A 16960-nucleotide genomic window follows, 5' to 3' on the forward strand; every position below is an offset into this window, starting at 1 on the left:
GCTCAGCCCTTGTTGTCGGCAATGCGCACGCGCGGATCGAGCACGCTGTAGAGGATGTCCACCGCCAGATTGATCAGGATGAACAGCGTCACGATCACCATCAGGTACGCAACGATGACGGGCCGGTCGAGCAGCTGGATCGAATCGATGATCAGCTTGCCCATGCCGGGCCACGCGAAGATCGATTCGGTCACGATCGCGAACGCGATGATAGAGCCGAACTGCAGTGCGATCACCGTCACGATCGGGATCATGATGTTCTTGAGCACATGCACGCCGACGATGCGCGTATTGGACAGTCCCTTTGCACGGGCAAACTTCACGTAATCCTGCAGCATCGCCTCCTGCGTACCCGCGCGCGTCAGGCGAATCACCATCGCGATATTGAGCAGCGACAGCGTCACCGCCGGCAGGATCAGGTGGCGGATGCCATCGACGGTCAGGAAGCTCAGCGGCACGCCAAGCACGCGCACGGTCTCGCCGCGTCCGTTCGAAGGCAGCCAGCCGAGCTGCACCGCGAACACCATGATCAGCATCAGCCCGACCCAGAACGTCGGTAGCGAAAAGCCGAGAATCGATACCGTCATGATCGACTTGCCGGCGATGCCATTCGGGCGCAGGCCTGCCCAAAGCCCCAGCGGAATGCCCAGAACAATGGCCAGCAGGATCGCGCATACGGCCAGCTCAAGCGTCGCAGGCATGCGCTCGAAGATCAGCTTGAGCGCGGGCGTGCCATGAGCGAACGAGATCCCCAGCTTGCCGTGCAAGGCGTTCTGCAAGAAGACCAGATACTGCTCCCACAGCGGTTTGTCGAGCCCGAGCGCGGCAATGGTGCGCCGGATGTCCTCCTGATCCGCTTGCGGATTGATCAGGATGTCGACCGGGTTGCCGATGGCGAAGACGCCGAGAAAGACGAGCAGCGACATGATGAAGAGCACAACCACGCTCTGCATCAGCCGCCGGATGATGAAAACCAGCATATTGAACCACTTCCTTTCGCACACCGCTGCGGGTCGCGCCGGGCCAGCCCCGCGCCCGTCCCAGGCACGGCCCGCATGGTGTACGTTGCCGCGAGCACTACCCGCAGGCGACCGAATGGCGCCGCTTACTGCGGCTTGAAGTTGTGCGCATAGGTGCGTTCGTCGGTGCGCGGAATATAGACGATACCCTTCTGCGTGGCCCAGGTGGTCACCTGCTGGTGGATCGGGATGATACCGCCGTCGTTGATAGCAATGGCAGTGGCTTCCTGCAGCAGCTTGGAACGCTCGTTGTCATCGACCGTGGCCAGCGCCTTCTCCAGCACCACATCCATCTTCGGATTGCAATATTCGCCCCAGTTAGTGGTGCCGAAGCCCTTCTTGCTGTCCTCGCACGCCAGCAGCGCGCGCAGCGGCGAGCTGACTTCTCCGGTCTGTGCGCCCCAGCCGAGCAAGCCGAACGACCATTCGTGCTTGATGCCCTTGGACGAATACGTCGCCATCGGCATGCCTTCCACCTTCGTCGCGATGCCGACGCGCGTGAGGTTCTGCGCGATGGTCTGCGCAATCTTCTCGTCGTTGACGTAGCGGTTGTTAGGCGTGTGCAGCGTCACGCCAAAGCCATTCGGATACCCCGCTTCCGCGAGCAGCTTCTTCGCGCCCTCGGGATCGTACTTGACCGTCTTGAGGTTCGGGTTATAACCGAACAGCGTGGGCGGCACGAGATTGTTGGTCGGCTCGGACAGGCCTTCCATCAGTCGGTCCTTGATGCCCTGCCGGTTGATGGCCATGCTGATGGCATTGCGCACGCGCGCATCCTTCAGCGGGTTCTTGTCCATCGGCTGACCTTCCTTGGTCGTGACGTACGGCGACTTGTCACGCTTGGCATCGAAGTACAGGTAGATCACGCGGTGCGAAATCTTGGAGAAGAACGACAACTTGGGATCGTTGCGCACCTTCGGCAGATCCGGCGTCGGCACGTTCTCGATCGCCTGCACATCACCGGACAGCAGCGCCGCGAGGCGCGTGGCCGGATTGGGAATGAAGCGCAGCGTCACCTTGTCCCACGCGGGCTTCGGGCCCCAGTAATCGGGATTGCGCACCAGTTCGACCCGGTCGTCGCGCGCGTAGCTCACGAACTTGAACGGGCCGGTGCCGATCATGCCCTTGCCCTGGGCGAAGTCATCCGAACTCAACCCTTGCGTGGCCTTCTTCTGCACGACGAAGATCGACGTGAGGTCGTTCAGCATCAGCGGATACGGCTGGTTGGTAGTGAGCTGGATGGTGTACTTGTCGATCACCTTCTTGTTGATGATCGCCTTGGTGTAGACGTCGAACTTGCCGGGACTGTTCTGAATGGTGGCCGGCCGGTCCAGCGACCAGACGATGTCCTCGGTGGTCAGCTCGGAGCCGTCATGGAACTTCACGCCCTTGCGGATCTTGAATTCCCAGGTCAGGTTGTTGATCATCTTCCACGACTCCGCGAGGCCGGGAATGATGCGGCTGTCGGGGTCCATCTTGATCATCGTCTCGAACACGTGTTCAGACACGTTGATGTTCGAAAACAGATTGTAGAAGTGCGGATCCATCGAGGTCGGCGGCGAACTCATGGCAAGCTTGAGGTCAGCGGCCTGTGCCGCGCCGGCCAGCACAAGGCTCATGGCCCCGGCTACCGCGACAGCACCAAATGCCTTCTTGATTGTGCGAAGGGACATCGCGCAATTCTCCCAGGAACAGATGAAGCAGACGTTAGGATCGGCAATGGACGCGCCGCAGCATCACACGAAAGAGCGCTGCATTTTGGTGCGGTCAGGCATCAGGGATGCGACGGTATTGCCGGCCGGGCACTTCAAGCATGAACTGTTCCAGCAGCCGGTGAAAGCTGGCATTGGGGGAAACCCACCCACTCGTCTTGCACCGCGGCATCGCGCAGATGTCCATACAATTTGGCGAAGGCTTGGAATCGGCCCGCTTTGGCGCTTTGCGGGCCGGCGTCGTATGATCGCGGTATCCATCGACAGTCGTAGGGTCTCCGGCACCATGAAGCTCATTCCCGAAATCCTGCAGGCGCAAGCCGACATCCGCACGATCCGACGCGACATCCATGCGCATCCCGAGTTGTGTTTCCAGGAACAACGCACCGCCGACGTGGTGGCGAGCAACCTGGAATCCTGGGGCATCGAAGTCCATCGCGGACTCGGCAAGACAGGCCTGGTCGGCGTGATCCGCCAGGGCAACAGCGCACGCAGCATTGGCCTGCGCGCCGACATGGACGCGCTGCCGCTGCAGGAAGCCAACACGTTCGGCCATCGCTCGCAGCATGATGGCCGCATGCACGCGTGCGGCCACGACGGCCACACTGCGATGCTGCTGGGCGCGGCGCGCTATCTGGCCGAGCATCGCAACTTCGACGGAACTATCAACCTGATCTTCCAGCCGGCCGAAGAAGGCGGTGGCGGCGCGCGCGAGATGATCAAGGATGGCCTGTTCGAGCGCTTCCCGTGCGATGCGGTGTTCGGCATGCACAATTGGCCTGGCATGCCGGTCGGCGCATTCGGTACGCGCGCCGGCCCGCTGATGGCATCGAGCAATGAATTTCGCATTGTCGTGCGCGGCAAGGGCGCGCACGCAGCCATGCCCAACAACGGCAGCGATCCGGTGTTCACCGCCGCACAGATCGTGTCGGCATTGCAGGGCATCATCACGCGCAACAAGCGGCCGATCGACACGGCCGTGATCTCGGTCACGCAGTTCCATGCCGGCGACGCGACCAATATCGTGCCGGACCAGGCGTGGATCGGCGGCACGGTGCGTACCTTTACGGTGCCCGTGCTCGACCTGATCGAGCGGCGCATGGAGGAAGTCGCGCGTGCCGTGGCATCGGCCTTCGATTGCACGGTCGACTACGAGTTTCACCGCAACTATCCGCCGACAATCAATAGCGCCGCCGAGGCAGAGTTTGCCGCCGGCGTGGCGGCCGAACTGGTCGGTTTAGACAACGTCAATGCCGATGTCGAGCCGACGATGGGCGCCGAGGATTTCTCGTTCATGCTGCAGGAAAAGCCCGGCTGCTACCTGTTCATCGGCAATGGCGACGGCGCGCATCGCGAATCCGGCCACGGCATGGGGCCGTGCATGCTGCACAACCCTAGCTACGACTTCAACGACGAACTGCTGCCTGTCGGATCGACATTCTTTGTGAAGCTGGTGGAGAAGTGGCTGCCCCGGGCCTGAGCGAGCACGACAGCCATGGCTCGCATCGCATTGGACCTGGACATCGCAGATGGATTTGCGCGCGTAGCGCTTGAGAACATCGGGCGCCGCTACCCGTACAAGCTGGACCACATGCTGACGCGGCCGGACGAGCCGCTCGATCCCGCGTTGCTGCATCCCGTGTTCTGCGGCAGCTATGACTGGCACTCTAGCGTGCACATGCACTGGCTGCTGGTGCGCCTGCTCTTGCTCTGCCCGGACTTGAACGATTCACCGCGGATCCGGGCCATGCTCGAACGGCAGTTCCAGCCCGAGTCGATCGGCACCGAACTGGCGTACTTCCAGCAACCGGCGTCGCGCACGTTCGAACGGCCTTATGGCTGGGCCTGGCTGCTGCGGCTGCAGGCTGAACTGCAGGCAGCTGGCACACACGATGCGCAGATCGCCCGATGGGCCGAAAGCTGTGCACCGCTAGCGCGCCACCTTGCCCAGCAACTCATCGACTATCTGGATGTGGCGGACTTCCCCGTCCGCACCGGCACGCACTTCAACAGCGCGTTCGCGCTGGTCATGGCGTTGAGCTATGCGCGCACGGATCAGCATCACGCACTGCGCCGCGCAATTGTCCGTCGCGCGCACCGCTGGTTCGGCCACGATCAGCGCTATCCTGCGCGTTATGAGCCGGGCGGCGACGAATTCCTGTCGGGCGGACTGACGGAGGCGGTCCTGATGCACGCCGTCATGGACGGATGTGCCTTTTCGGAATGGTGGGAATTGTTTGCCCCGACACGCACGGAACTGGCCAACTGGCTCACGCCGGTTGCCGTCGCGGACCGCAGCGATCCGAAGATGACGCACCTCGACGGACTCAACCTGTCACGTGCGTGGTGCTGGCGCATGCTGGAGCCCGCATTGCCCGAGGAGCTGCGTCCGCTCGCTGTGCGCGCGTGGTCGGACCATATTGAAGCGTCACTGCCGCAGGCCGTGCAAGGCGACTATGTCGCAAGGCACTGGCTTGCGTCGTTCGCCGTGCTGGCGCTCAGCGAGCCCGTGGGGGGCCTGTAACGGAGGCGACGATCAGTCCAGGGCGATGTCGCCGTACCAGGACTCTGCCGTGCTCCGTGTATTGTCTGTATCGGTCATGATGCCAACGGCGATGACCTGGCCCGGGTCAGTGCCGAAGGCCTTACGGTAGTCGGCACGCAGATCCCTCTCGTGGCAACGCCACTCATTGGTGTGCTTCGTGCCGGCATCTACCACGATCATGCGCACTCGATCGGTATGCGGATTCGACAGCACGGTGCCTTCCGCCCGCTTGCCCCCCCAGATATACATCAGGGTTGCGTACGGCATCTCGCGGCCCGTTGTCAGGCGGGCCATCTCGTACATCAGTTGATCCTTGAGCGACAGACTGCCCTTGTCGCCATCGAATGCGACAAACAGGCGTAACGGGGCATCTTCACGCTGCCCCTGGCCGTTGTCAGCATTGCGGATAATGCCATTGGTCTTCCACGTCCAGCGCAGCACACCCGCATCGCGGTCACGCAAGGGCACGTAGAGGCCTGAGGCCGAGCTGTCGGCCTGGGCGTGGACGACGACGCGTTCGTCCACTTCCGCGAGCGTGTAACGCGTCGGCGTCTTGTTCCGGTTGATCGTCCATGGCTGCCACCCGACTGGCAGGCGGCTCTTCAAGGACGCAGCGGAGAATCTGGGAAGGTGCGCCAGGAGCGGCGCCGGTGCTGTATCCCCGTCGTCGCCAGCTTCCGCCTCGATAGCTTGATCGTTGGCGACGGTCACTGCATCGGACACCGGGTCATCAGCGGGATGGCTTTTCTGAGACGCGACACGGGCCGCGAAGACCTTGCAATCGATGGCGGAGGCCGCAGCCATCTTCGACGGATCCGATGGCGGACTGACCTGCGTCGATGCGCATCCCGCCAACGTCAGCGCGACCGCCACGCCAGTCAAAACAAGCCGATACCACCTGGCCGCCATGTGACCCCCTGCCTCTCTGAATCCGCCGCAATGCTGCTTCGCATCGGGCTTTGGTATTACGTACTGCTTGCCGCAAATTGCATGCGGCAGACTGCGTCGCTTCGGTCCCGGCCGAAGCTTGGGAAAGAACATATCAGAAGCGCTGAATGCCCGGAATGCTCCGGTACCCTCGAATCAGCGCGCAACAACACCGCGCCGGGGCTAGGGTGCGCTTTCTAACGTTTCAGCGCCCCAAAAGCAAAAACCCCTCAGCTCGAATGAGCTGAGGGGTTCTGCATTATAAGAGCCTGGCGATGACCTACTTTCACACGGGTATCCGCACTATCATCGGCGCGGAGCTGTTTCACGGACCTGTTCGGGATGGGAAGGGGTGGTTCCAGCTCGCTATGGTCACCAGGCATGAGGGGTTGTGAGGCTGACGCGGTCAACCTCACCAATTCGGGATGTAGTTTTGTAGCGTTGGGTTGTGCTGTATCGGCACAAGGCGATTGACTCACCAGGCTAAAACACACTGGTTATAGGATCAAGCCTTACGGGCAATTAGTACTGGTTAGCTTAACGCATTACTGCGCTTCCACACCCAGCCTATCAACGTCCTGGTCTCGAACGACCCTTCAAGGAGGTCAAGCCTCCAGGGAATCCTCATCTTCAGGCGAGTTTCCCGCTTAGATGCTTTCAGCGGTTATCTCTTCCGTACATAGCTACCCTGCGATGCCTCTGGCGAGACAACAGGTACACCAGCGGTACGTCCACTCCGGTCCTCTCGTACTAGGAGCAGCCCCCGTCAAGATTCCAACGCCCACGGCAGATAGGGACCAAACTGTCTCACGACGTTTTAAACCCAGCTCACGTACCTCTTTAAATGGCGAACAGCCATACCCTTGGGACCGGCTACAGCCCCAGGATGAGATGAGCCGACATCGAGGTGCCAAACACCGCCGTCGATATGAACTCTTGGGCGGTATCAGCCTGTTATCCCCAGAGTACCTTTTATCCGTTGAGCGATGGCCCTTCCATTCAGAACCACCGGATCACTATGTCCTGCTTTCGCACCTGCTCGACTTGTCGGTCTCGCAGTTAAGCACGCTTTTGCCATTGCACTTTAGGTACGATGTCCGACCGTACCAAGCGTACCTTCGAACTCCTCCGTTACACTTTGGGAGGAGACCGCCCCAGTCAAACTGCCTACCATGCACTGTCCCCGACCCGGATTCACGGACCAAGGTTAGAACCTCAAACAAACCAGGGTGGTATTTCAAGGACGGCTCCACGTGAACTAGCGTCCACGCTTCAAAGCCTCCCACCTATCCTACACAGATCGGTTCAAAGTCCAATGCAAAGCTACAGTAAAGGTTCATGGGGTCTTTCCGTCTAGCCGCGGGGAGATTGCATCATCACAAACACTTCAACTTCGCTGAGTCTCGGGAGGAGACAGTGTGGCCATCGTTACGCCATTCGTGCAGGTCGGAACTTACCCGACAAGGAATTTCGCTACCTTAGGACCGTTATAGTTACGGCCGCCGTTTACCGGGACTTCAATCAAGAGCTTGCACCCCATCATTTAATCTTCCGGCACCGGGCAGGCGTCACACCCTATACGTCCACTTTCGTGTTTGCAGAGTGCTGTGTTTTTATTAAACAGTCGCAGCCACCATTTTATTGCAACCCCTTCACCCTTCTGGCGCAGGCCAGTCAAGCTACCAGGGCGTACCTTATCCCGAAGTTACGGTACCAATTTGCCGAGTTCCTTCTCCCGAGTTCTCTCAAGCGCCTTAGAATACTCATCTCGCCCACCTGTGTCGGTTTGCGGTACGGTCTCGTATGACTGAAGCTTAGAGGCTTTTCTTGGAACCACTTCCAATTGCTTCGCGAGCCTAGCTCACTCGCCCCACAGCCTTGAATTGCGCGCCCGGATTTGCCTAAGCGCCTTCTCCACTGCAGGGACCGGGACTTCCAACACCCGGACAACCTTCCGCGATCCGTCCCCCCATCGCATCATACGACGGTGCAGGAATATTAACCTGCTTCCCATCAGCTACGCATCTCTGCCTCGCCTTAGGGGCCGACTCACCCTACGCCGATGAACGTTGCGTAGGAAACCTTGGGCTTACGGCGAGGGGGCCTTTCACCCCCTTTATCGCTACTCATGTCAGCATTCGCACTTCCGATACCTCCAGCATCCTTTACAAGACACCTTCACAGGCTTACGGAACGCTCTCCTACCACGCACATTGCTGTGCGTCCGCAGCTTCGGTATATGGCTTAGCCCCGTTACATCTTCCGCGCAGGACGACTCGATCAGTGAGCTATTACGCTTTCTTTAAAGGGTGGCTGCTTCTAAGCCAACCTCCTGACTGTTTTAGCCTTCCCACTTCGTTTCCCACTTAGCCATATTTGGGGACCTTAGCTGGCGGTCTGGGTTGTTTCCCTCTTGACACCGGACGTTAGCACCCGATGTCTGTCTCCCGTGATTGCACTCTTCGGTATTCGGAGTTTGCTATGGCGGGGTAATCAGCAATAGACCCCCCAACCATGACAGTGCTCTACCCCCGAAGGTGACACACGAGGCACTACCTAAATAGTTTTCGGAGAGAACCAGCTATTTCCAGATTTGTTTAGCCTTTCACCCCTATCCACAGCTCATCCCCTAACTTTTCAACGTTAGTGGGTTCGGTCCTCCAGTACGTGTTACCGCACCTTCAACCTGGCCATGGATAGATCATCTGGTTTCGGGTCTACACCCAGCGACTAATCGCCCTGTTCGGACTCGCTTTCGCTACGCCTGCCCTAATCGGTTAAGCTCGCCACTGAATGTAAGTCGCTGACCCATTATACAAAAGGTACGCCGTCACCCCTTACGAGGCTCCGACTGTTTGTATGCATGCGGTTTCAGGATCTATTTCACTCCCCTCCCGGGGTTCTTTTCGCCTTTCCCTCACGGTACTGGTTCACTATCGGTCGATCACGAGTATTTAGCCTTGGAGGATGGTCCCCCCATCTTCAGACAGGATTTCACGTGTCCCGCCCTACTTGTCGTACACCTAGTTCCACAACGCTGTTTTCGCATACAGGGCTATCACCTGCTACGGCCGGGCTTTCCATCCCGTTCTGCTAACAACACTGCTAAAGAGTACAAGGCTCTTCCCATTTCGTTCGCCACTACTTTGGGAATCTCGGTTGATTTCTGTTCCTGCAGCTACTTAGATGTTTCAGTTCGCCGCGTTCGCTTCCCACACCTATGAATTCAGTGTGGGATGACCCATTCGGGCCGGGTTTCCCCATTCGGACATCTCCGGATCAAAGCTCGTTTGCCAGCTCCCCGAAGCTTTTCGCAGGCTACCGCGTCCTTCATCGCCTGTGATCGCCAAGGCATCCACCACATGCACTTGTTCGCTTGACCCTATAACAAGTGTGTCTCAAGGACACCGTCTCGCTACAGGTTGAGTTCTCGCATTTGTGCCGTATTCCAAGTCATCTTTCGATCACTTAAATACTTTGGTTGATACAATCACAACCCGGTATCGCGTTATACAACTGAGCGTCTCATCAACGCTCGCGCGACACCTTTACTACATCCCATATTGTTAAAGAACAGCCGATCTTGCGATCGCTTGGCAATGCCAAATGCAAACACTCTTCTGCAGAGCGCTTGCATTTGGCCAACCAAACCAAGGTACTTCCGTCCCGCTCGTAAGCGGTGGTGGAGGATGACGGGATCGAACCGACGACCCCCTGCTTGCAAAGCAGGTGCTCTCCCAGCTGAGCTAATCCCCCCTCGGATAACTTGGTGGGTCTGGTAGGACTTGAACCTACGACCCCCGCCTTATCAAGACGGTGCTCTAACCACCTGAGCTACAGACCCTTGGCTGTAACAGCAAACAAACCGATAAGTGTGGACACTGAGCACGCAGAACGCGCGCCTCTGGAAAGGAGGTGATCCAGCCGCACCTTCCGATACGGCTACCTTGTTACGACTTCACCCCAGTCATGAACCCTGCCGTGGTAATCGCCCTCCTTGCGGTTAGGCTAACTACTTCTGGCAAAACCCACTCCCATGGTGTGACGGGCGGTGTGTACAAGACCCGGGAACGTATTCACCGCGGCATGCTGATCCGCGATTACTAGCGATTCCAGCTTCACGTAGTCGAGTTGCAGACTACGATCCGGACTACGATGCGTTTTCTGGGATTGGCTCCCCCTCGCGGGTTGGCAACCCTCTGTACGCACCATTGTATGACGTGTGAAGCCCTACCCATAAGGGCCATGAGGACTTGACGTCATCCCCACCTTCCTCCGGTTTGTCACCGGCAGTCTCTCTAGAGTGCCCTTTCGTAGCAACTAGAGACAAGGGTTGCGCTCGTTGCGGGACTTAACCCAACATCTCACGACACGAGCTGACGACAGCCATGCAGCACCTGTGTCCACTTTCCCTTTCGGGCACCTAATGCATCTCTGCTTCGTTAGTGGCATGTCAAGGGTAGGTAAGGTTTTTCGCGTTGCATCGAATTAATCCACATCATCCACCGCTTGTGCGGGTCCCCGTCAATTCCTTTGAGTTTTAATCTTGCGACCGTACTCCCCAGGCGGTCAACTTCACGCGTTAGCTACGTTACTGAAGAAATGAATCCCCAACAACTAGTTGACATCGTTTAGGGCGTGGACTACCAGGGTATCTAATCCTGTTTGCTCCCCACGCTTTCGTGCATGAGCGTCAGTCATGTCCCAGGGGGCTGCCTTCGCCATCGGTATTCCTCCACATCTCTACGCATTTCACTGCTACACGTGGAATTCTACCCCCCTCTGACACACTCTAGCCTTGCAGTCACAAGCGCCATTCCCAGGTTAAGCCCGGGGATTTCACGCCTGTCTTACAAAACCGCCTGCGCACGCTTTACGCCCAGTAATTCCGATTAACGCTCGCACCCTACGTATTACCGCGGCTGCTGGCACGTAGTTAGCCGGTGCTTATTCTTCCGGTACCGTCATCCCCCCACCGTATTAGGGCAAGGGTTTTCTTTCCGGACAAAAGTGCTTTACAACCCGAAGGCCTTCTTCACACACGCGGCATTGCTGGATCAGGGTTGCCCCCATTGTCCAAAATTCCCCACTGCTGCCTCCCGTAGGAGTCTGGGCCGTGTCTCAGTCCCAGTGTGGCTGATCGTCCTCTCAGACCAGCTACTGATCGTCGCCTTGGTAGGCTCTTACCCCACCAACTAGCTAATCAGACATCGGCCGCTCCTATCGCGCGAGGCCGTTACCGGTCCCCCGCTTTCACCCTCAGGTCGTATGCGGTATTAGCTAATCTTTCGACTAGTTATCCCCCACGACAGGGCACGTTCCGATGTATTACTCACCCGTTCGCCACTCGCCACCAGGCCGAAGCCCGTGCTGCCGTTCGACTTGCATGTGTAAGGCATGCCGCCAGCGTTCAATCTGAGCCAGGATCAAACTCTTCAGTTCAATCTCTGTGTGGACCCGAAGGTCCTCGCTCTTTCGAGCGGTCGCTCACTCTCAGAAAACTGACTGACCAGATCCGTAGACCCAGTCACGTTTTGCTGTGCGAGCACTGATAACTTTTGAAGCTCCGAAGTCCGAAGACTTCGTGCGTCCGCTACCCAGCGCCCACACTTATCGGTTGTTTGGTTGTTAAAGAACCCGCCCTTTCAGGCCACGCTACCGGCTTTGCCGTTTGCGTCGCTGCGTCAGCAGCAGAGAAACGAGATTATGCAGAACTTTCTTCGTTTCGTCAACCGGGTCAGCACTTTTTTTTGCTTCGGTTCGTCGCGCTAACTCTCTCGCTCCGAACCACCCAGTCGCCCCGCAACCCTTGTCAGCCCTGCCTTGCAGCGCCGCGTTGTGTTGCGAGGGGGCGAATATTAAGCCGGTTTGCCGAGGGTTGCAACACCTTTGTCACAACGGCACAGCAACCTGCACCATCCAATTCACCCAACTCTTTGATCGATAAGGGAATACGGCGTTCTTTTTAGCACCGGGAAACTGAATACCCCTGAGAAAACCTCGGGTATTCCCCTATCAAGTTATCAGCGATGCTTGAAGTCAGGGCTGCGTTTCTCGACAAAAGCAGCCATGCCTTCCTTCTGGTCTTCGCTGGCAAACGTCGCATGGAAGAGCCGGCGCTCGAAGCGCACGCCCTCAGCGAGCGTTGTCTCATAGGCCGCGTTGATCGATTCCTTGATCATCATGACCACAGGCAGCGAGTAGCCGGCGATGGTCTCCGCCGCTGCGAGCGCTTCATCCAGCAGCTTGTCCGCCGGCACCACGCGCGAGACAAGGCCGGCCCGCTCCGCTTCGGCGGCATCCATCATGCGCGCGGTCAGGCACAGGTCCATGGCCTTGGCTTTGGACACCGCGCGCGGCATGCGCTGGGTGCCGCCGGCGCCGGGCATGGTGCCGAGCTTGACTTCCGGCTGCCCGAAGCGGGCATTTTCAGCGGCAATGATGATGTCGCACATCATCGCGAGTTCCGAGCCACCGCCCAGCGCGTAGCCTGCCACGGCTGCAATCACCGGCTTGCGGATGGTGCGGATCGTTTCCCAGTTGCGGGTAATGTAGTCGCCCTTGTACACGTCCATGAACGAGTACTTGGCCATCATGCCAATATCGGCGCCGGCCGCGAACGCCTTTTCGCTGCCGGTAATAACGATGGCACCGATGTTCTCGTCCTTGTCGAACACCGTCAGTGCGGCACCCAGTTCATCCATCAATGCGTCATTGAGCGCATTCAGCGCCTTCGGACGGTGCAGCGTGACCAGCCCGACGCGGCCGCGCGTTTCCACGAGGATGTTTTCGTACGACATGTCTTCTCCTTTGTAGGCAAATGCAGCCGGAGAGTTTGCCACGTTGACGCGGCAATTGGGACTATCCGCGCGGAGTGGCAGGTGCGACGCCGCGGGCATTCGCGAGACCACCTGGCTTGGTCCACAAACCCTTTTGCGGTGATTGCCTGTTCCGGGGTCTGTCGCTACCTTTCATCGCCACCTCCGCCGCGCGGGGATTCCCATCGGCCGAGATGAGCTCATGCGAAGCCTCGACGACCTGATCCACCTGCACGTCCTCGATCAACGTGCCCGTCCATGGCTTGACGATGCGCAGGCGGTTGCTGTCCCCTGCCGGACCTGTCACGTGGGAAAGCGTCGGCCCGAAAATCGCGATGACCGGTGTACCGAACGCCGCCGCGACGTGGGTTGGACCGGTATCCGTGCCGATCAGAAGATCCGCGTCGGCGATCAGCGCCATCATTTCCGGCAGCGGCGTCTTGCCGCACAAGTTGATGACGCTCGGATACTTGTCCGCAATCTGCGCAATGTGCTCAGCTTCGGCCGGCGTACCAATCAGCACTGGTTGATGGTGCGGGAAGTATCGCGACCATCCGTCCAGCAACTCGATCCATTTCCCCACAGGCCAGAGTCGCGTGTTCGCCCTGTTGTGATAGAACGAACTGTTCCCGGTATGCAGGCAGATAAAGGGCGATGTCAGCCCGTAGCGCGCCCGGATATCGATATCCGGTCTTCTCAGCGAAGGCATGGCCCGCTGTGCAATGTGTTGAGGCGTGCAATAGGCGAGCAGGCGCTGGACGACCGTCGTCCTGTGGGTCTCCGGCGGATCTACCTCGTGGCGCACCTTGTAGACCTTGACCTTGTGAGCGGCGGGGAAGCACCAGCCAAGACTCGGGAAAAAGTCCGTCCTGTTGATGGTCAGGTCCAGAATCAAGTGATAAGGATAGCGAATCAACGCCTGCGCGAGTATCAGCCACTTGTGCGGATTCACCAGCAAAGGCAGCCTGGGGCCGCCACGCAGGATGAGGATCCGAGAAATACGCGGGTCGTGCTTGAACAGTTCGCCAGACCGGTGCTTCAGCAGCAGGTCGATCTCGATATCGCTCCCGTACGTTTCGCGCAAGGCGTCGATGGACGCGCTGGCCCACACGACATCTCCCAGGCCACCAATGCAAAGAACCAGTGCACGGGGCCTCTTGCCGTTGGCCAGCTTCGTTTTCTGCAACATTGATTCTCCAGCTTCCGCGATTTCGCCCGGGGCGGCCCAAACATTCCGTTCACTGGCTCCGGAGCCCTGGGAAAGGCGCCACGGAGTTTGCCAGACCTTTGTTTGGATATAAAGACAGGCAAAACCATGTTTGGTTGCATCGACTTCGCATACGGAATTGGGAATCGTGCAGGATGGAAGCGCAGCACTTTGGCGGCTGCTGCCGAGCAGCGCCTATTTACAATAGGAAAAATGTGGGAGGCCGGCAGCTTTGAGGGATCGCCGGGAATGAGGCGCCGAGGCTTGGCCAGCGAGCATGGGTCGTGGCAGAGTGGCCCCGACTGGGGAGGCCACCGCACAATTTCAATTGTCATGCGGTGGCGAGTTACAGCGACTAGAGCGTGTGTGCGAGGAATTCCCGCGTCCGCGCATGGACCGGTGCCCCAAACACGCGCTCGGGCGGCCCTTCCTCGAGGATCCTTCCTTCGTCCATGAACACGACATGATTGGCGACTTCGCGCGCGAAGCCCATCTCATGCGTGACCACCAGCATGGTCATGTGTTCGTCGGCCAGTTGCCGCATGGTTCGAAGGACCTCTCCGGTCAGTTCGGGGTCGAGCGCCGACGTCGGCTCGTCGAACAGCATGATGTCGGGCTCCATCGCCAGCGCGCGGGCAATCGCCACGCGCTGCTTCTGGCCGCCGGACAAGCGCGCAGGATAACTGTCCCGCTTGGCCAGCAGGTCGACCTTGCGCAACAGTTCCTCGGCCTTGGGCAGCACCGCGTCGCGCGACAAACCCTTGACGGTCATCGGCGCTTCGATGATGTTCTGCAGCACCGTCATGTGCGGGAACAAGTTGAACGACTGGAACACCATGCCCATCTTCCGGCAGATACGGCGTACTTCCGCATCCGGCACGTACTTGGCCACGCCATCGACGCCCATCGATGCAAGCGCCTCGCCTTCAATTTCAACGGTGCCGCTGTCGATCACTTCGAGATGATTGAGGCAGCGCAGCAACGTGCTCTTGCCCGATCCCGACGGACCGATCACCGCTGTGACATCGCCCTTGCGCAAGGTCAGGGACACACCGCGCAGCACTTGCAACGGTCCGAAGGCCTTCACGATGTCCCGCGCCGCGACCATGACGCTGGCGCCGCGATTGGAAGCGGCTCCGGCCGCGTCAGTCATCATGTTTGGCATAGCGTTTCTCGAGGTTCTGGAAGAACCAGGTCAGGATCAGCGTCATCAGCAAGTAGAAAAGCGCTGCCACCAGGAACGGCGTGGTCGTGAAATCGCGCTGCACGATGCCGCGCGCGGTGCGAAGAATATCGTTGAGCGCCAGCACGTAGATCAGCGACGTGTCCTTGATCAGCGTGATGGTCTCGTTGCTGACCGGCGGCAATACGCGGCTGACCATCTGCGGCAGCACGACGCGGCGCATGGTCTGGAAATAGGTCATGCCGAGCGCTTTGCTGGCTTCGTACTGTCCACGGTCGACCGACTTGATGCCCGCACGGAAGATTTCCGCGAAATAGGCGGCGTAGTTCAGCGCGAACGCCACCACCGCCGCAGGAAAATCAGGCAGCCGCACGCCAATGACCGGCACGAACGGCAGCGCGAAATAGATGAACAGCATCTGCAGCATCAGCGGCGTACCGCGCATCAGCCAGATATAGCCGTTGACGAGGCTGCTCAGCAGCGGCCACTTCGAAATGCGGGCAAGCGCCAGCGCCAGGCCGAGCGGTACAGACAGGGCCAGCGTGATAAAAAATAGTGTGAGGGTGATTTTCGCACCCTGCGCCAGGGGCGGCAGAAGGGATAAGACGTAATCCATGCTTGCGCGGATGGGAGGGGTTCGGATCCCGGGCGCCTGGCTGCTGCTACTTTGCCGGCGCGCGGGCCGCGATGAGGCGCGACGCCGCGCCAATGGGGCACGGGACGTCGCGAACGATCCGGATTACTTGGTGATGTCGACGCCGAACCAGCGGGTGGCGATGCGGGCCGCCGTGCCATCTTCCTTCATCGAATGGAGCGTCTTGTCGAGTTTGCCAAGCAGCTCGGCATCGTCCTTGCGCACGCCTACGCCGTAGTCTTCCGTACCGAAGTTCTCGTCGAGTACACGGTATTCGCTTGCGCGCTTGCTGATCAGGTAGCGGCCCACGACTTCGTCGACCACGATCGCATCGAGGCGGCCGGCCGACAGGTCCATCAGCGCCGTCACGTTGTCGCCGAAGGTCTTCAGTTCCTTCAGGCTGCCCGCGACCTGCGCTTCCTTCTTGATCGCGTCCACGGCGCTGCTGCCATCCTGTGCGCCGACAATGCGGCCCGACAGGTCAGCCTTGGTCTTCACCGGCGAATTGGTGCCGACAATGACGATCTGGTGGTTCGTCATATAGGGCGCGGTGAAGCTGATGTTCTGCTTGCGCTCTTCCGTAATGGTCAGGCCGTTCCACAGCACATCCACGCGCTTGCCATTGAGCTCGGCTTCCTTGGCGCTCCAGTCGATCGGCTTGAACTCGACCGTCAAGCCGAGGCGGCGGCTCGCCTCCTTGGCCATGTCGATGTCGAAACCGACGAGCTCGTTATTGCTGTCGCGGAAGCCCATCGGCGGGAAATTGTCGTCGAGGCCGACGATGATCTTTGTAGCGGCAACCGGAGCCGGCTCCGTGCCGGCGGCAGGTGCCGATTCCTTCTTGCCGCACGCACCGAGTAGGGCGACGGTCGAAATGAGGAGTAGTGCTGCGAACTTCTTCATGGAGGTATCCAA

Annotated in this window: 10 protein-coding genes, 2 tRNA genes and 3 rRNA genes; 2 read left to right on the top strand and 13 right to left on the bottom strand. The window is 59.2% G+C overall.

Features of this window, described 5'->3' with window-relative positions:
- Nucleotides 1–2: 2 nt before the first annotated feature.
- Both K2O51_RS28395 and K2O51_RS28400 read right to left on the bottom strand, forming a co-directional pair.
- The gene (locus K2O51_RS28395) at nt 3–980 is read right to left on the bottom strand and encodes an ABC transporter permease (protein WP_220631079.1); all 978 of its coding nucleotides are present in this window, start codon (nt 978–980) and stop codon (nt 3–5) included.
- Between the two features lie 125 nt (nt 981–1105).
- Nucleotides 1106–2692 carry an ABC transporter substrate-binding protein gene (locus K2O51_RS28400; protein ID WP_011299151.1) on the bottom strand — a complete coding sequence of 529 codons (1587 nt, stop codon included), beginning with the start codon at nt 2690–2692 and terminating at the stop codon, nt 1106–1108.
- Between the two features lie 325 nt (nt 2693–3017).
- Between K2O51_RS28400 and K2O51_RS28405 the strand changes: the two genes are divergently transcribed.
- Together K2O51_RS28405 and K2O51_RS28410 are read left to right on the top strand one after the other, a co-directional pair.
- Nucleotides 3018–4211 (top strand): M20 aminoacylase family protein, encoded by a 1194-nt coding sequence (locus K2O51_RS28405; protein WP_011299152.1) that lies wholly within the window; start codon nt 3018–3020, stop codon nt 4209–4211.
- A 15-nt stretch (nt 4212–4226) separates the two neighbouring features.
- Nucleotides 4227–5255 carry a DUF2891 domain-containing protein gene (locus K2O51_RS28410; protein WP_011299153.1) on the top strand — a complete coding sequence of 343 codons (1029 nt, stop codon included), beginning with the start codon at nt 4227–4229 and terminating at the stop codon, nt 5253–5255.
- Between the two features lie 12 nt (nt 5256–5267).
- Here the strand turns inward: K2O51_RS28410 and K2O51_RS28415 are convergent, their stop codons facing one another.
- The 11 genes from K2O51_RS28415 to K2O51_RS28465 form a co-directional block, all read right to left on the bottom strand.
- The gene (locus K2O51_RS28415; protein ID WP_220631080.1) at nt 5268–6185 is read right to left on the bottom strand and encodes a DUF3047 domain-containing protein; all 918 of its coding nucleotides are present in this window, start codon (nt 6183–6185) and stop codon (nt 5268–5270) included.
- Between the two features lie 285 nt (nt 6186–6470).
- Nucleotides 6471–6583, bottom strand: a 5S ribosomal RNA gene (rrf, locus tag K2O51_RS28420).
- A 121-nt stretch (nt 6584–6704) separates the two neighbouring features.
- A 23S ribosomal RNA gene (locus K2O51_RS28425) occupies nt 6705–9585 on the bottom strand.
- Between the two features lie 298 nt (nt 9586–9883).
- Nucleotides 9884–9959, bottom strand: a tRNA-Ala gene (locus tag K2O51_RS28430).
- A gap of 11 nt (nt 9960–9970) precedes the next feature.
- Nucleotides 9971–10047: transfer RNA gene (locus K2O51_RS28435), tRNA-Ile, on the bottom strand.
- Between the two features lie 64 nt (nt 10048–10111).
- Nucleotides 10112–11645, bottom strand: a 16S ribosomal RNA gene (locus K2O51_RS28440).
- The 16S, 23S and 5S rRNA genes sit together here with 2 tRNA genes alongside, the layout of an rRNA operon.
- 581 nt (nt 11646–12226) lie before the next feature.
- The gene (locus tag K2O51_RS28445) at nt 12227–13003 is read right to left on the bottom strand and encodes an enoyl-CoA hydratase (RefSeq protein ID WP_011299155.1); all 777 of its coding nucleotides are present in this window, start codon (nt 13001–13003) and stop codon (nt 12227–12229) included.
- A gap of 61 nt (nt 13004–13064) precedes the next feature.
- A complete protein-coding gene (locus K2O51_RS28450) occupies nt 13065–14210 on the bottom strand; it encodes a glycosyltransferase family 9 protein (protein WP_011299156.1) in 1146 nt (381 codons plus the stop codon).
- Between the two features lie 373 nt (nt 14211–14583).
- Nucleotides 14584–15336, bottom strand: a complete 753-nt coding sequence (locus K2O51_RS28455; RefSeq protein WP_041680069.1) for an amino acid ABC transporter ATP-binding protein — start codon at nt 15334–15336, stop codon at nt 14584–14586.
- Nucleotides 15337–15373: 37 nt separating this feature from the next.
- Nucleotides 15374–16027 (bottom strand): amino acid ABC transporter permease, encoded by a 654-nt coding sequence (locus K2O51_RS28460; RefSeq protein WP_011299158.1) that lies wholly within the window; start codon nt 16025–16027, stop codon nt 15374–15376.
- Between the two features lie 123 nt (nt 16028–16150).
- Entirely contained in the window at nt 16151–16948 is a 798-nt protein-coding gene (locus K2O51_RS28465) for an amino acid ABC transporter substrate-binding protein (RefSeq protein WP_220631081.1), read from the bottom strand.
- Nucleotides 16949–16960: the final 12 nt, after the last annotated feature.

It is taken from the genome of Cupriavidus pinatubonensis, assembly GCF_019602855.1.
Classification (GTDB): domain Bacteria; phylum Pseudomonadota; class Gammaproteobacteria; order Burkholderiales; family Burkholderiaceae; genus Cupriavidus; species Cupriavidus pinatubonensis.

Coding starts and splice junctions, on each gene's coding strand:
- K2O51_RS28415 (WP_220631080.1), bottom strand. CDS start 6,185: ATGGCGGCCAGGTGGTATCGGCTTGTTTTGACTGGCGTGGCGGTCGCG.
- K2O51_RS28460 (WP_011299158.1), bottom strand. CDS start 16,027: ATGGATTACGTCTTATCCCTTCTGCCGCCCCTGGCGCAGGGTGCGAAA.
- K2O51_RS28395 (WP_220631079.1), bottom strand. CDS start 980: ATGCTGGTTTTCATCATCCGGCGGCTGATGCAGAGCGTGGTTGTGCTC.
- K2O51_RS28450 (WP_011299156.1), bottom strand. CDS start 14,210: ATGTTGCAGAAAACGAAGCTGGCCAACGGCAAGAGGCCCCGTGCACTG.
- K2O51_RS28410 (WP_011299153.1), top strand. CDS start 4,227: ATGGCTCGCATCGCATTGGACCTGGACATCGCAGATGGATTTGCGCGC.
- K2O51_RS28455 (WP_041680069.1), bottom strand. CDS start 15,336: ATGGTCGCGGCGCGGGACATCGTGAAGGCCTTCGGACCGTTGCAAGTG.
- K2O51_RS28405 (WP_011299152.1), top strand. CDS start 3,018: ATGAAGCTCATTCCCGAAATCCTGCAGGCGCAAGCCGACATCCGCACG.
- K2O51_RS28445 (WP_011299155.1), bottom strand. CDS start 13,003: ATGTCGTACGAAAACATCCTCGTGGAAACGCGCGGCCGCGTCGGGCTG.
- K2O51_RS28465 (WP_220631081.1), bottom strand. CDS start 16,948: ATGAAGAAGTTCGCAGCACTACTCCTCATTTCGACCGTCGCCCTACTC.
- K2O51_RS28400 (WP_011299151.1), bottom strand. CDS start 2,692: ATGTCCCTTCGCACAATCAAGAAGGCATTTGGTGCTGTCGCGGTAGCC.